At 44.4% G+C, this 13,987-nt stretch carries 24 protein-coding genes; 1 reads left to right on the top strand and 23 read right to left on the bottom strand.

Annotated elements, in window-relative coordinates; all coding sequences use genetic code 11:
* Nucleotides 1–7: 7 nt before the first annotated feature.
* The 23 genes from HF569_RS02800 to HF569_RS02690 form a co-directional block, all read right to left on the bottom strand.
* Nucleotides 8–709, bottom strand: a complete 702-nt coding sequence (locus HF569_RS02800; protein WP_168901230.1) for a hypothetical protein — start codon at nt 707–709, stop codon at nt 8–10.
* A gap of 108 nt (nt 710–817) precedes the next feature.
* Nucleotides 818–1,345 (bottom strand): hypothetical protein, encoded by a 528-nt coding sequence (locus HF569_RS02795; protein ID WP_168901229.1) that lies wholly within the window; start codon nt 1,343–1,345, stop codon nt 818–820.
* On the bottom strand, nt 1,345–1,548 hold the full coding sequence (locus HF569_RS02790) for a hypothetical protein (RefSeq protein ID WP_168901228.1): 204 nt from the start codon (nt 1,546–1,548) through the stop codon (nt 1,345–1,347). The genes HF569_RS02795 and HF569_RS02790 overlap by 1 nt, the downstream gene beginning before the upstream one ends.
* A gap of 30 nt (nt 1,549–1,578) precedes the next feature.
* Nucleotides 1,579–1,770: a hypothetical protein gene (locus HF569_RS02785; protein ID WP_148467641.1), complete on the bottom strand. Its 192-nt coding sequence runs from the start codon at nt 1,768–1,770 to the stop codon at nt 1,579–1,581.
* The gene (locus HF569_RS02780) at nt 1,751–2,158 is read right to left on the bottom strand and encodes a hypothetical protein (RefSeq protein WP_232842542.1); all 408 of its coding nucleotides are present in this window, start codon (nt 2,156–2,158) and stop codon (nt 1,751–1,753) included. Before HF569_RS02780 ends, HF569_RS02785 begins: the two co-directional genes overlap by 20 nt.
* On the bottom strand, nt 2,151–2,546 hold the full coding sequence (locus HF569_RS02775) for a YopX family protein (protein ID WP_168901227.1): 396 nt from the start codon (nt 2,544–2,546) through the stop codon (nt 2,151–2,153). Before HF569_RS02775 ends, HF569_RS02780 begins: the two co-directional genes overlap by 8 nt.
* The gene (locus tag HF569_RS02770; RefSeq protein ID WP_168901226.1) at nt 2,546–3,319 is read right to left on the bottom strand and encodes a nucleotidyltransferase domain-containing protein; all 774 of its coding nucleotides are present in this window, start codon (nt 3,317–3,319) and stop codon (nt 2,546–2,548) included. The genes HF569_RS02775 and HF569_RS02770 overlap by 1 nt, the downstream gene beginning before the upstream one ends.
* A complete protein-coding gene (locus HF569_RS02765; RefSeq protein WP_168901225.1) occupies nt 3,316–3,732 on the bottom strand; it encodes a hypothetical protein in 417 nt (138 codons plus the stop codon). The genes HF569_RS02770 and HF569_RS02765 overlap by 4 nt, the downstream gene beginning before the upstream one ends.
* A gap of 117 nt (nt 3,733–3,849) precedes the next feature.
* Nucleotides 3,850–4,164: a VRR-NUC domain-containing protein gene (locus tag HF569_RS02760; RefSeq protein WP_168901224.1), complete on the bottom strand. Its 315-nt coding sequence runs from the start codon at nt 4,162–4,164 to the stop codon at nt 3,850–3,852.
* Nucleotides 4,154–4,675 carry an HNH endonuclease signature motif containing protein gene (locus HF569_RS02755; RefSeq protein ID WP_332870953.1) on the bottom strand — a complete coding sequence of 174 codons (522 nt, stop codon included), beginning with the start codon at nt 4,673–4,675 and terminating at the stop codon, nt 4,154–4,156. Before HF569_RS02755 ends, HF569_RS02760 begins: the two co-directional genes overlap by 11 nt.
* A gap of 279 nt (nt 4,676–4,954) precedes the next feature.
* On the bottom strand, nt 4,955–7,276 hold the full coding sequence (locus HF569_RS02750; RefSeq protein WP_211089595.1) for a phage/plasmid primase, P4 family: 2,322 nt from the start codon (nt 7,274–7,276) through the stop codon (nt 4,955–4,957).
* Between the two features lie 12 nt (nt 7,277–7,288).
* Nucleotides 7,289–7,882, bottom strand: coding sequence for a DUF669 domain-containing protein (locus HF569_RS02745; RefSeq protein ID WP_168901223.1), 594 nt, complete (start codon nt 7,880–7,882; stop codon nt 7,289–7,291).
* Nucleotides 7,883–7,897: 15 nt separating this feature from the next.
* Complete coding sequence (locus HF569_RS02740; protein ID WP_168901222.1) at nt 7,898–8,401, bottom strand: hypothetical protein; 504 nt, start codon at nt 8,399–8,401, stop codon at nt 7,898–7,900.
* Nucleotides 8,398–9,753, bottom strand: a complete 1,356-nt coding sequence (locus HF569_RS02735; RefSeq protein WP_168901307.1) for a DEAD/DEAH box helicase — start codon at nt 9,751–9,753, stop codon at nt 8,398–8,400. The genes HF569_RS02740 and HF569_RS02735 overlap by 4 nt, the downstream gene beginning before the upstream one ends.
* Nucleotides 9,686–10,456, bottom strand: coding sequence for an AAA family ATPase (locus HF569_RS02730; RefSeq protein WP_168901221.1), 771 nt, complete (start codon nt 10,454–10,456; stop codon nt 9,686–9,688). Before HF569_RS02730 ends, HF569_RS02735 begins: the two co-directional genes overlap by 68 nt.
* Nucleotides 10,457–11,317: a DUF1351 domain-containing protein gene (locus tag HF569_RS02725; protein ID WP_168901220.1), complete on the bottom strand. Its 861-nt coding sequence runs from the start codon at nt 11,315–11,317 to the stop codon at nt 10,457–10,459.
* The gene (locus HF569_RS02720) at nt 11,307–11,540 is read right to left on the bottom strand and encodes a hypothetical protein (RefSeq protein WP_168901219.1); all 234 of its coding nucleotides are present in this window, start codon (nt 11,538–11,540) and stop codon (nt 11,307–11,309) included. The genes HF569_RS02725 and HF569_RS02720 overlap by 11 nt, the downstream gene beginning before the upstream one ends.
* A gap of 187 nt (nt 11,541–11,727) precedes the next feature.
* Entirely contained in the window at nt 11,728–11,976 is a 249-nt protein-coding gene (locus HF569_RS02715) for a hypothetical protein (RefSeq protein ID WP_168901218.1), read from the bottom strand.
* On the bottom strand, nt 11,973–12,125 hold the full coding sequence (locus HF569_RS02710; RefSeq protein WP_168901217.1) for a hypothetical protein: 153 nt from the start codon (nt 12,123–12,125) through the stop codon (nt 11,973–11,975). Before HF569_RS02710 ends, HF569_RS02715 begins: the two co-directional genes overlap by 4 nt.
* 98 nt (nt 12,126–12,223) lie before the next feature.
* Entirely contained in the window at nt 12,224–12,601 is a 378-nt protein-coding gene (locus tag HF569_RS02705; RefSeq protein WP_168901216.1) for a hypothetical protein, read from the bottom strand.
* A 13-nt stretch (nt 12,602–12,614) separates the two neighbouring features.
* Nucleotides 12,615–12,755, bottom strand: a complete 141-nt coding sequence (locus HF569_RS02700; protein WP_168901215.1) for a hypothetical protein — start codon at nt 12,753–12,755, stop codon at nt 12,615–12,617.
* 29 nt (nt 12,756–12,784) lie between these two features.
* Nucleotides 12,785–13,048 carry a hypothetical protein gene (locus HF569_RS02695; protein WP_168901214.1) on the bottom strand — a complete coding sequence of 88 codons (264 nt, stop codon included), beginning with the start codon at nt 13,046–13,048 and terminating at the stop codon, nt 12,785–12,787.
* Between the two features lie 13 nt (nt 13,049–13,061).
* Nucleotides 13,062–13,256, bottom strand: coding sequence for an XRE family transcriptional regulator (locus tag HF569_RS02690; protein WP_168901213.1), 195 nt, complete (start codon nt 13,254–13,256; stop codon nt 13,062–13,064).
* A gap of 271 nt (nt 13,257–13,527) precedes the next feature.
* Here HF569_RS02690 and HF569_RS02685 point away from each other — a divergent pair, with 271 nt between their 5' ends.
* On the top strand, nt 13,528–13,977 hold the full coding sequence (locus tag HF569_RS02685) for a helix-turn-helix domain-containing protein (RefSeq protein WP_168901212.1): 450 nt from the start codon (nt 13,528–13,530) through the stop codon (nt 13,975–13,977).
* Nucleotides 13,978–13,987: the final 10 nt, after the last annotated feature.

Genomic DNA, 13,987 nt, shown 5'->3' with positions numbered 1-13,987 from the left:
CTATCACTTAATTATTACCGCCCTGATTTTTAGGGTTTCCATCCTTATCACCGTACAAATACTCATTGATTGCATCTGCTGTTTTATCTCTACCAACATATCGCTTTAACCTCATCTCATTGTAGAGCTGCGCGGACTTTAAATCTTTATCATCAAAAGTATATGTAGAAAAATTTGATTTAGCCTTTCTACGCCGTTTATTCGTTTCTTTAACTACTGCGTCATACTCATGTTTTACCTTATATCCCCAACGATACTCCGGAGCTATAACAATGTATCTTTCAAAATTAAAAGTTGCGTTACCATACTCCTCAACCGAGGTTTTGAAGAAAATTTCTAACTTATAAAATTCCATCCCATTTTTAAAATCTAGTGATCTTCTCGCCTTATCTAGTTTCGTCAGATAAAGATAATCTTTTGTACCATCCTTATACGTAGCAACTAAATACAGATCCATGGCAGTTATGTTATCAATGGTGCTTACTGCTATTATTCCTTTAAAATACTTATCGAAATCCCAGCTTTGAGATTCTGATACAGCTACATCACCCGACTTAATCCAATTCATAAAAACGGCTGTAAAATGTGGCCTTTTATCAGACTTGGCTTGGAAATTTTGAATGCGTATTTGAATAATCAATCCTATCAGGGCAAAAATAGCAGTTATAGATGAAATAAGTTGAATCCAATCTGATGTACCTAATTTCAATGCTTATCACCTCTAGTGCTAAGCATAACAAAACCCCAGCATCACTGCTAGGGCCGTTTGGATGTATTTGGTTATCTGTAATTTACTTCATGCTACTATAGTAAACCTTTATTTCGGACTTTTGTGGACGGCTGTTCGGCGCGTTTTGGACATGTCGTTAAGAGCATCGATGCCAAAAATCATCACGGATAGATCATCGATAGCCTTTCGTTCGTCCCGCCGAATAGTCTTTTCGTCAACCTGATAATAATCTGCCAGCTGCACCCGGGTTAACGTGTCATCAATCAGATACAGCTTCTTAATCACATCATACCGGCGTCCGTCTTCATAGGTCCCTGCCACACACAACTGTCGGTAGCGGTCTAAAATATTGTTCACGAACTCCATCATTTCTTTAGACCGTACCCGATACCCAAGTAAAGAGTATAAGCTAATTTCGTACTTAGATAGTGGGACATCTTCATCCACGGTTGGAACTTCAATGTTTAAATGGTTCTCCAACAATCGGTAATGGCGTAACAGTGACTTAGTGTTTCGGAGTTGCTGTTCACTCTCACTCTTAGCAAAGTTACTACCGCCGGTAATCAACCCAGCCACAATCTTACCAATGGTTGCATCGGATAATTCAATTGTCACTAGGCCTCACCTCCCATCATGCAAACTTCCCGAATAACCGCGTTACGTTCCAGGGATGATAAACGGAGATAGGCAGCATGGATTTCGTGAGGTAATCGGTTAAAGTGGTTAGCCATCCACATAATAGAGCGAATCATATCATTACGTTGATCTTGATAGATCGAAATTAGGTAGTTTCGAAATTTAATCTGGTCTTCAGTCATGCTTATACCCTCCTACATAAAATAAGAATTTTATCCCATTGTCAGCTCATGGATAACCTGGTTGCGTTCCTTCGCTGACAGCTTGTTAATCGCGTTGCGTTGGCTGTTGCTCAGCTTGGTAAAGTGATTGCCACACCACACTAACGCCTGTGCCACATCGCCGCCATAGCTTGCCATGCCTTGCATCACGTAATTGCGATACTCAATCTGCTCGTGTGTCATGCTGTGCCTCCACTTGATAGTTTCCGTAAATCAGAGCCAGCATTACCTGTGCTTCTTTATAATTGTACGAGAAATAGTCATCGCTCCATTTTTTGAAGCCATCACTGACTGGTAACCAATCCATGAACTGCTCACAATCTTCTTTACACTTTTTTTCGTCTCCAGCGAAGATAAATTCTAGCGCCCCTTGGAAAGTTAAACCATTTTCCATTTCTTCTGCAAAATACTCAATTCTATCGGCAACTGGTTTAGGAAAGATGATCTTCGGTGGGACACACTTACCATCCTTCACTGACCAGCCATAGACGCTTTTTAGCAGCGGATCAAATGTTTCTGCAAACGATTTTTCAATGTCTTTGTCAATATTTCTTTTAGTATTCTTAATCATGCTGCGCCTCCAATAGTTCTGGGTTCTCGTGTACGTTGCCAACTATCTCAGGAAATGTTTGTGGATACTTAATGTCGTTATCCCATTCGCTCAAACAAGCGAACAATGGTTTTTCTCCACAGAAAAATCCTGCATAATCCTCTCGCCAATCAACTTTTAAATAATCAGTTAAAAGTTCTCTACCTATCCTAGATGATGTGGCTAGTATATCGCCTTCATAGATTTCATTGCCATTATCGTCTTTCATGCCGGTAGACTGCTCTACGATATACTCATCTGGAAACATCTCAGCAAACGCTAGAATATTGCTAGACTTTCCGTATAGCATTTTGGGCGTTTTCTCTTTACGTTTAAACGGCATATACCATGCTCTAAATTTTGGTACCATCATTCGCCCTCCAGTAACTGTTCCCCGACAAAATACGTTCGTTTAGCAGCCTTAATAAGATTATTCATTAATTGATCCGGAACGGGCATTCTTTCAAGTTCACCTTGATTTAGCTTGACCGAATCTATTTGCCGCTTCATATAATTAGCAACTTGCTCACGTTCCTTGTCGCTTACATTTTCATGGTTCTTCATTTCCAACGCTGATTGACGTAAAAACTCATCATCAAATGTGACCACGCCTTCCAGGCTTCCTTTATTTAATTCATAAGTGAAGTACTGAAACGCCTTAAAGAAATTAGCAGCTTCTTTCCCGTCACTGTCACTCCCCTGGTATGCCTTATTCCGTTTGAACGTCTGGTAGGAGTGAATCATAAGGCCAATACAAGCCTTCTCCCAGCCACTGGGATTCAACAGGGGTAATTCTTTACGATTACTCTTAAGCCACTCTCCAAGGGCCTGATACGTGGCATTAGCGTACAACGGTTCACGGTAAAACAACTCAATCACATTCGGATTGGCTTTAAATACCAGGTTAATAAAATGAAACAAGTCCATAGCCTTAAAATCAACGTCACCATTTACTTGCTTTATTTTCTCGTTACGGTTGAAGATCAACTTCTCAAACGGCGGGAAGGTAACCACGTAATAGTCCAGGTCGGACCCCACAACATTCAAATTATTCAGGTAGCTACCGGTCAAGTAAACCGCAATAATTGGTTCATCCGTCTTCTCTCGCATATATTCCAGTGTTTCTTTTGGCAAATATTTCACTGTTCTGCCTCCCGTAATTTCTCTCGCATGCAACGCACCCAATCCTTTTTCCGTCCCATTGCCGTAGCAATGACTTGATTATTAGGATTAAGCATGTGGTCAACATTGTACTGAATCTGCTTTAGCTCATCTGGTGTGGCTTCGTAGTCCAGTTCACCCGCCCTAGTCATCTCGAGACGGATATGTCTAACGTGACCTATAGACACTTTTCGTGCTTCCACAATCTGGTAGGGATCAAACCCATGTCGGATCATTCGCCGAATCATTAAGACATTTTCAGTGTGTGTAATGTCGGGCAGACGATTAGCTAGCCTGTTTAACTCTTTGACGATTGAATCTGGCCACTTGTCCGAGCTTCCATACTCGCTCTCAGCTTTTCGAATCTTATTCATCAGTTCTTCATTAACGGCCACACAACCACCTCTCCTCAATTCAACCTATATCCTAGGCCTTCTGCCAAAAACCTTTTTTCGTTTTTATGCTTCCACTTAAAGTATTTGCGGTACACTTGATGGTCTTACTACTCAAAGCTACTCACCCCCAACGATTTCCAGCGCATCGTCCACAGAACGAGCGACTCCGTACAATACTGGAAAATTCTTAATAAACTGTGCAAACAGCTTTTGATCAGGACGTAGCCGTCCCTTTTCATTTTTAATTTCTAGGCAGAAGAATCGCCCGTCCGAATGCCGGAACCCACAAATGTCGGGGAACCCTCGCGGAAACAACATAATCATTTGTCCGGCCTCAGTCCGAATCTTACCGGCGTTACTCCGAAAAACGGTGAAACCATTCTTCGATAGGGCCAGCATGATTTTTGTTTGCACAGCATGCTCACTTTCCATCGTCATACCTCCAAATAAATCCCTTATATCGATTTCCATTCTTTTTACCTTTGGCGGCTTCGCATATTCCGGATGATTGACCTCCAATATTTCTAGCGGCCTCTCTCAGCGAATAATACCGGTTCAACAATTTACCGCCTAACGTTAATTGAAGTATAGTTTTAGGTTTTGAAGTCAGATGATTTCGAACAGCGTGAGTAATATTCTCAGAACGAGTTGTCCATTCTAAATTACTAACTCGATTATCTAGCTTATTACCATTCATATGATTCACCTGTTCTTTATCTTCTGGATTCGGAATAAACGTTTCCGCAACCAGTCTATGCACCATTTTATTTTTACGTCCGTTAGGCCCTGATAAAAGAACATTCTGATAACCTGCCTTTAATACAGCAGGTTTCAATATCACACCTCTTCGAAGTGAAACAGATCCATTCTTCGATGGTCGGTACATATCCTTACTTCGTACATGGCCTAGATTACTAACTTCGTAATCTGAAAATCCTAGAATTGTTTTCCAAAACTGTTCACTTTCGATAATGTAACCTCCAATTCCATGACGAGTATGACGGGTTAGAATTAAGCCGTCATGCTTCTACTTCTTACTCCTGCAAGGAATATGATGGCTATGGTGAGTATGACGGCACTTTCCTATCCTTTCTCTACATAATTTTATTTCTTTTTCTAATATGTTATTTATAAAAAAACTAGTCATAGTGGTCAAACTCCTTACAGCTCAACGCCTGACGAGTTAGAAACATACTCGTCATAACTCATCAGACCCATCATGTTATTTGGGATGTCTGGTAATAAGCTCAAACGGTTCATTGAATTGTTTTGAACTTAATCCCAAATAATATGTTCCTTGCATGTCATGTTTTTTCTCAAATTTCTTTCCCATCTCTTTCCCGAACTTCGTTGAGTTCATCAAGTATTGAGAATTATCGGTTGCCCATCCTTTATACCGTCGATATAACTCGGCCGCCCGGACCGTCTCATGCTCGCCCAACGTACAGCACTCCTCTAAAAACTCGGAGGTCACATCCATCTCATTACGGTAATCGCGACTAGCTTGTCGAACACTCTCAGGTGCTTTCAGGCCCTCTCGTTGCCATTTCAGTGCACCCTCGACTGCCCAATTCAAGATACCGACCTCTTCTCGTTGAAGTTTGTACTTCAAATCCTTATCCACCCGGCTATCCGGGATCTTTACAGCAAACGGAATCAACATTAAGCGCCGCCAAATTCCGTCATCGGTCCCTCGAATAATCGGCTTATGGTTGGTCGCCAACCATAACTTGAACTCTGGTTTGAACTCAAACTCTTTCCCGTATAGGTACCGGGCCGTCACAGTGTCCCCACCAGTTAATTGCTTCACCAGCCCTTCATCCAGTCGGAGACCATCGTTAGGTTCACTTGATGTGACTAACCTGGCGCCCTCTAGGCGGGCAATATCAGAGTTAGCAGCGGACTTATTCTGCTTGACCATGATAGAATCGGCTTGCATTGACCGGGCATAGTTCCCCAGAGCATCGGCAATCGTATCAATAAAGATAGATTTACCGTTCCGACCGTTCCCATACAGAATGAACATCACTTGTTCCTTCGTGGACCCGGTCAGTGAGTACCCCACTGCCTTTTGCACGTAATCAATCAATTCTTGATCTCCGTTAAAAATCTGGTCTAGAAACTGCTGCCATTCCGGTGCATCGATGGTATCGGTGTACTCAGTACGGGTCTGCCGTGAGAACATCTTGGCAATGTCATGCTCGTGGAGGAGCCCACTGGTCAAATCCACATACCCGTTCGCCACATTGAGCAGCGTTTTGTCACTATCGAATTCACCGTGGAGCACTGGGACCCGGTGCTTGATTTCATCAATTAGCGCTTTTTTTCCAGAATTAGAGCGTGAGTGCTTAATGTGTTTCTGAAATGCTTTCATCGCTTTTTCTTCGGTCAAGTCGCTATCTGGCGGAACTACCAGCTTTTCATGTTTCATGGAATCAATCACCTGGTCAGCCAAGCTGTGTACCTGCCCCGTCTCATCAATCTCCCAGTAGCTCCCGTTGTAAACCATCCAATTCTTGTCAATAAAGGAGTACTTCATCAGCTCGCCGTACTTATCCATAAATCGGTCGGCATTCCCAGTATCGTCCCAGCTACGGGGCGGAACCTTCTTTTTCTTCGGTTGGTCCCTCTCGGCAAACTCAAACCGGTACTTTAGTGGGGCCTTGCGCTGAGTAAACACATCATGCGTTTCGTTGATGGCCTTATTGAGCGTTGCCACCCCGTAGTTTGTCTTCCCGTGGCGCTCATCCCACTTGGGACGCATCAAACTCGACTGTCGAAAAATGCTGTCCATCTTGGTGAAGTCTCGGCCGGTCCAAAAAGCTAAGTCGTTGGCGAATGCTAAATCAGCTTCCGACTGGCTAGTGTAGAGGCTCTCCCAGCCACCACTCATGAATAGTTTGAAACGCTGACCCGTCCGAGAACTTTCGGCTCGGGTGATAATCTCACTTTCACTGAGATCGTTCAACTGTGGAAGTTGGTCTGTTGGGATCTTCACCACATTATCGGTTTTTAGATACCGATCATATAGGAGTTGCATCAACTTAGGGTCCGGCTCATTAACTTCCGGATAAGAGCCAATCAGCTCGCCGGTCATCGCAAAGAACCGGCCAGTCGTATACATTTCAACCGGTCCTTTACGCCGTCGATCACCAGGAATCTTTCCCTTAACAATGATGTGGAGTCCGGTGCCGGACACGCTAGTTTCAGCATAGGACTTCGTGATGGTCAAGAAGCGTTGAACTTCGTTGTCATCGGTATCACCCCGCTTCCAGCGGTCTAAGTCAGCACCAATGTGGTCCACATCAATTCCCACGTAGGGTGGCGTGAAATAGAACCCCAGGCCGTCCATTCCCAGATCTTGCATCGCTTGTAACGCGGTATCGAAATCGGCCCAAGTCTGCGGGTCGTTTGACTTTCCATCGTGCCCAGTGTACGGGTCAATCGGAATCTTGGTGTACTTGTTGCGTTCAGGCTTCCAAATAAGTTTGAAGAGTCCCCATTGCTTTAGGGACTTGAGTTCTTGGGGAATTCGTTCATACATCAGCAGGCCTCCTTAGAATGGCAAATCATCGTCGGAGATATCAATTGAATCGCCGGTATTCGCAAATGGGTCATTGGTTGCGGTTGTGGGTCGCGATTGCGGTGCCGCCTTACCAGCTGGTCGTTTATCCTTGTAAACGTGCTGAATCTGCGGATAGTCGCTGGCTTCAAAATTCCATGGAGCCACTCGATTCTTCAAAGTGGTCTTTCCGTTGTAGGAGTCCTCTTCCTGCTTCACGTAAACCTTAACGGCGGCCCCAGTGATTAACTTCATGAAGTCCTGAACCGTCTTTAATGGCGTCCCCTCGGGCACTCCTGCTGCCTGTAAGATGTACTGGAAGCCTTCGAGGTCGTACTGGTTAGTCGCCTTACGTTTCCAGTTGTCTACAAAAACATGCCGGTTGTGGTACTTAGCGTTGGTCTCCGCTAAGCCTGGCACCTTGTCCAAGTCATTACGAACCAACAGGTCAATTTGTAGGCTCTCGGCCCCGTTCTTAGTGGCTTGCTCTTGCGCGTTGTTGATAATCATTTCGTAATTGCCCGTTGGCACCGGTTCGAAGTTCCCACCGGTGTTATTTGAATAGTCAGTTTTTAAAAAGTCTGCCATGATTTTCTATCCTTTCTATTTTGAGGTTTTTCGTTTATTCATTGCCTGTTCTTTATAAGTCGCCCAACGGCAATTTTCTGGGCAATAGTTTCCGTCAACGTTAATGCGGTCAATTGTAAGCCCTTGACTATACCCCGACTGCATCGCCCAACTATAAAATGGTTCGAAATTATTCATCCATTCATCACAAACAGTGATTCCCCGACCACCATAGTTGGGATAACTATCAGTTTTAGGATTTCTACAGCGTTGCCGCATAGAGTTCCACACAAAATAAATGTGCTCATTACAATGACCATGTGTTTTTGAAAATTCCAACAGATGTAAATTTTCTTTTTCTAAACATCCACATGATTTTGTACTTCCAGAAATCAGATGGTCTTGGCGAACTACCTTCGTACCGCCACAATCACATTTGCATTTCCAAAATGACCGGCTTCCCCATTTGCTTCGTTGACGATGATCTAAACAAACAACGATAAGCCTGCCAAATCTTCGGCTCACTAAATCCTTACTCACGACGTCCACCCCCTAGACTTTGCCTGGAACCATATCCATCCTGGCTTGTAACCGCGTGATTTAGCAATTCCCCGCAGGTCTTCCATATTTTGAGCCTCGGCCGGTTTCATCCGACCATAGCGCAACGCGTTGTAATCCGTCTTCATATCTAAGCTACCATGAATCCGTTCCAGTTCGACCGTGTTATCGGTCTCCATCTCGGAACTAGACTTCTCCATCTTCCGTCCACAAACGGGGCAGATAACGGCCGCTGCGGGGATGACCGCAAAGCAGAACTCACAGGTTCGAATTGGTGGTGCATCCGACGCACCTTGTTTCTTTCTCTTCTTCCGGTCGGCTAAGGTCCACTGATGCTCATCATCGGGCAATCCGAATCGCAGGTAGTTCCCAACGTGGTCAATGATGGTGGCCACTTTATCCGGCCGGTAGCGCATGGAGCGCATTGACTGTTGGATAAAAAGCACCAATGACTCCGTAGGTCGGAGCATAATCACCACTGAGCAGTCGGGGACGTTAAAGCCCTCACTGATCAGGTCAACGTTACAGAGCACCTTTAAACTCCCGCTCTTGAATCCCGACATAATTCGCTCACGTTCCGCAGATGGGGTCTTTGCATCGGCGTGCGCCGCTTCGATGCCCGCTGCTTGAAACGCTTGGGCAATTGCTTTCGAGAACTCGACAGAGTGAGCATACACAATGGCTTGTTGACCTGGTGTCTTCTCCTGGTACGTCTTAACGACATCCCCGAAGATAGTCCGTCCGACTGCTTCATCCATCGACTTACTGGTGTAGTCACCAGTACTCGATTTCTTTAGCTTGGCATCATCGACCAGCTTCACGGAATAATACTTGTAAGGGGCCAGATAGTGATTCTCAATTAACCAGTCGATTGACGGCCCCAAGATCATAGCGTCGTACACATCGTGTAATCCCTTCCCATTTAGCCGCCAAGGGGTCGCCGTGAATCCCAACCGCGGGACACCCTGATAGTGGTCGTAAATGGTCTGGTAGGTCTTAGCCAGACTGTGATGCGTTTCGTCGGTAATGATGAGGGTCGGCTTCGGTAGAATATTCAAGCGGTGGGCTATCTTGCCCACAGTGAGAATGGTACATCGGGTTAAATCCACTTCGTTCTCCCGGAACGACTGCTTGATTTGGTTCACGAGCTCTTTGCGGTGAACTGTGAACATCACCTGACCGCCCTTAGCAACTGCTAGGCGGGCTATCTCGGCAATCATGACCGATTTACCGGACCCCGCCGGGCTTTGTAGGAGCACCGCTTTTTTACCCTTTGCGAGGGCTTGCCGGGCCTGGTTGACTAGGTCCGTTTGGTACGGGTGAAGTTGATACATCCACATCACCGCCAATCTTCGTAAACAGGTCCTCGGGTAAGGCAAACTTCCGGTCGTCCAGTTGATTCTTGGCGAATACTGCGTTTGAGGGATGCAAGATGAATCCCCGCTGTCCAGTTTTATCGGAAATCACCATCCGGCCAACTAAGTTCATCAGGCCCATCACATTCGTCACAATCTTCTCGCGAATCTGTGGTGTGAACTGGTTGAACGTCTGCCCACTCGGCGTTTCAATTTGGCGGGTAGTCTCCCAAGCCGTGTACACCTTGTTGACCCCCGGCCATGAGTTGATGAAGCGGATCATGTCCGGCAGGTAAAATCCTAACTGGTTGTAGTCGTTCATCTGGGGAATCCCCATGTCGGCCCCCGACTTGGTCTTCGACTCGTTGGCCTTCTCACCTAACCAAGCCTGTTCAAACTCGGACAGATTATCGATGGCGATGTTGTCGTAAACACCTTGGTACCCTCGACTAATTTCTAGTAGAAGTGACCGGGCTCCCTCTAGTGGGTGCTTGGTATCGAGCTTCACAATATCGATATTGGGGCTTCCAGCCAGTACGTTAGTGGTCCGATCAATATCCACTACCAAGGTTTTCCCCGTAAGATAACGGAGCGTTGAGGTCTTCCCCGTTCCTGGTTGAGCGTAAATCAAGGCGGTAAAATCCGTCCCCCGTTTAAGGTCGCTGGCGTGTTGAATTTCCATTTACTTCACCTTCTCGTACTGAATGTGGTTAGAATCCATAAAATTCTTTAACAACCACATCTTTTCTTTGGTTGTCGTAATCATTAAGGCCACCTTATGGGAAACGATTTCCCCGGTATCGGTGTCCACAATGGCACTCCCCCTGTTTTCCTGATGTGTTTGCTCTTCGGCCGCTTTAGCTTCTAACTCACGTTGCCTTTCGGCCTGCCGCTTAACCTGGGCGTCGATGGCCGCCATCAAGTAGTCAACATCTTGACCCTGTTTGAGTTGGTCCACCCAACCGGCTGGGTCCACCCTTTGAACCTCGGCATACTTGGTAATGGTCGAAATATCGGTTGCGAGTTTGTCCTTGGCCTTCTTAATGGAAACCATGGCCCCGGCAATTCCATCAACTATTTTTTTCTTACTGATGGTCTTGTTTAACCATGTCGGGTCAACATCGATCTCTGACGAATCGACACCATAGTTCGGTGCCATTTCTTCAATCAGGTCTTGGACCCCGGCTAGTCGTGCTTGACGCTGCTGTTCTTCCAACTCCTTCAGCCCTGCATCGATGGGAATGATGGCTCGGTCTAAACTGGCTCGTAGTACCTTCACTTTCTCGGCAAAATCATCGTAAGGCCGGTTAAAGTCCTTCTTGATTTCTTTACGTCGGTTATCCAGTGCAGCGGACACCTTACGGAGTTCAGCGCGGATGTTCTTGGCATCCTTTTCAGTGGCTTCAGTCACCACTATGTTGTTAAACTTGTTGGCATAATCATCCACAGTTTGTTGAAGCTGCTCGTAGTTCTGAATTGAAATGGTGGTTGGTAGATACTCCACCCGATAATCAGGCAGAGTTAACTCAGGTTTAGTTGTCACTCGGGGTCACCTCTTCGCCGTATTCAGCACCGTTTGAACCGTTATAGCATTGGATCGCGGCATGTAGAAAATCATCAAGGTCTAGGTCACATTTCCGATTAACAATAGCCGCATTCGTTAGTAAACCAGTAATAATATCGTCTGGCGTAATGTGCTCAGCACTGAACATCATATCTGGTTCATCATCTCGTAAATTGGTAATAGTAATTTTAGATAGTTTCATTTCAAACCTCTTTCCGTGGTATAATCCGCTTGAAATATGTTTTAACTTGGTCAGCTATTTACGGTAGCTGGCTTTTTTGTTGTGCCGCCATAATTTAGACAGCCATTGTTGTTTCGGTGACTGATAAACTAAGTCGGCTAGTGTGCGTTTGTGAATGATATGAGTCACTTCCCTTCAGTACCAATCGCTAATGCATCATTCTCAGAAACGCCAGGAGTTGGCCAGACTGTTGAAGAATTTTATTGGCGGAAATATCAGCCATCTCATCGGCCATAGCAGTGGCCCATCGTTCAGGATCCTTTTCAACCGCTTCTTTAACACGAGCAACTGTAGTCTCAACAAACACATCTTTTAGACCATCTGGAACAACTGAACTAGAATCCAACCGGTCTTTAACTCCTTGTAAAACCTGGTCTAACAAAATCTCCACTTTCATTGGTTAACCACCCCTTCCACTGCCTCTTCGTGGGCTAATGCTTCAAACTTCTCCCACTTCTTAAATCGGAAAGTTGCCAACGCCTGATAGCTCGCCGGCGTCTGCATTAACTTTGCGTGCCAGTAACTCGCTAATTCTTTATTTGTCATGATTCTTTTGCCACCTTTCGTACCCCAAACGAATGGGTAATCCTAATCCAAAAACTAAAGTGAAGATAAGTACTGTTTCCAACTACATCACCACTATCCTACTCAGACCACTTCCACAAATTTCTTCTATCAACTCCAAAACTTCCTCGTCGTCGAATCAATCCAAATGTTTTCTCTGCACAGCGGTTAAAAGCCTGCTTAGACAAGATTGGTTCTCCGTTCTCTTTGCAGTATTGGGAGTAGTTTCTATAGGTCTCTGCTACAGAGCGTCCTATGAACTCACCACGCTGAACAGTACTAAAGTAATTATTCAGTTCTGGATATCGAGTGTTTACTGTTTTAAAGTCTGACTCATCAAGCTCCAATGTGTATCGCGCCATTTCAAGAAACTCTTCGCGAGACGAAGCGTCCGTCGTTAATCGAGCCATCTCAAGATATTTCTCAACCCTAAATTGCCTTTCCATTTGCATTCTCAACTTCTTAAACCTCCTACGTTGCTAAATCGACAACGATAATTCCTAGTAGAACCATTACCGACCAGTCAGCCCATTTCTCATCGGCTGCTGATAACTCTAACCAGTCATAAACTGGAATCATTAAATCCTTCCACGTTACCTTTATTTCAGCCATTACACTGTCACCGCCCTCGCACAGACTTTTTAAATTTCATGGACCGCGTAATAATCGTCAATCGACTTTTTTGAAATTCGTTGAACTCCATCTTTAACTGAGACCCGCAATCCATCCTTGATGAACTTTGTCAGTGTCTTATCATCGACATTGGCGTAAACCTTTGCCTCACCCTTTTTCATCCAGAACGGAAGCGCCTCACGTTTGGCAGCTAATTTAAACGCCTCCGACGCACTAACCAACATAAGTTGATTGAGTTTAGCTAAGGACTTTTCTGAAAGCTCTAAATCCATTTATCATCGCTCCCTAATCATCGGCCTCGATATGCAAAATTTCCTTGATGCTTCGAATGTATTCAGTTGTTTTTTTGCCATGTCGTTTTCCATTGATAATATCTGATAATTGGCTTTCCGTTATTTTTAGCTGTTTAGCCAACCATTTTTGATTCTTATCTTGCAATGCAAAAGCTACCTTTACCTGCCTCTTTAAATCTGATGACATTACGTAACCTCCCTTGTATCAAAATTAGTTAAGCAAATTCACGAATTTTATTGACATGTTCTATAAAATATACTAATATTAGTGCATAAGAAATAATCCTGTTACATCAACGTTTCTGGCAAGTCCCGTTTGATGAATCAGTGTATTTTGTAAAAGCGATTCGTGAACTCATTTAACTTATGTGATAAGAATACTAGTAAATCTTGTAGATGTCAACATATTTTCTATTATTTTTACTAATTATTTTTTTATGCACATTAGAAAGGCTGATATGATGGACATTTTGACAAACATCAAACTAATAGCAAAACCAAAGGGCATCTCAATCTCTAAAATTGAGCGAGATTTAAATTTTGGAACAAACAGCATGTACAATTGGAACAGGACTAACCCTAGCGTGGATAAAGTTCAGGCAGTTGCCAACTATTTAAACGTTAGTCTTGACGAAATAGTAACTGGTCAACCTAAGTTCTCTACCATGGTTAGTGACATCTTCACTCAAGAACTAATAAAAGAAATTAGTGGTCTCGATGACATCCATAAGGCGCGTATCTCGGCATACACGCAAGCACAAGTCGAAGATCAAAATCGTTTTAACCAGCCAGATACCTTGGCTGCCCATCAAGCAGACTCCAATCATCATATTGATGCCAAAGAGGCCAAGAAAATTGCTAACACGCTTGATGACATTATTGATAAATATGAAGATAAGAAAAAGTAGGATGATGCTG

The organism is Levilactobacillus tujiorum (assembly GCF_012641185.1).
GTDB lineage: Bacteria > Bacillota > Bacilli > Lactobacillales > Lactobacillaceae > Levilactobacillus > Levilactobacillus tujiorum.
The sequence above is the reverse complement of the archived record's forward strand: the minus strand, read 5'-3'. Positions and strand labels throughout refer to the sequence as shown.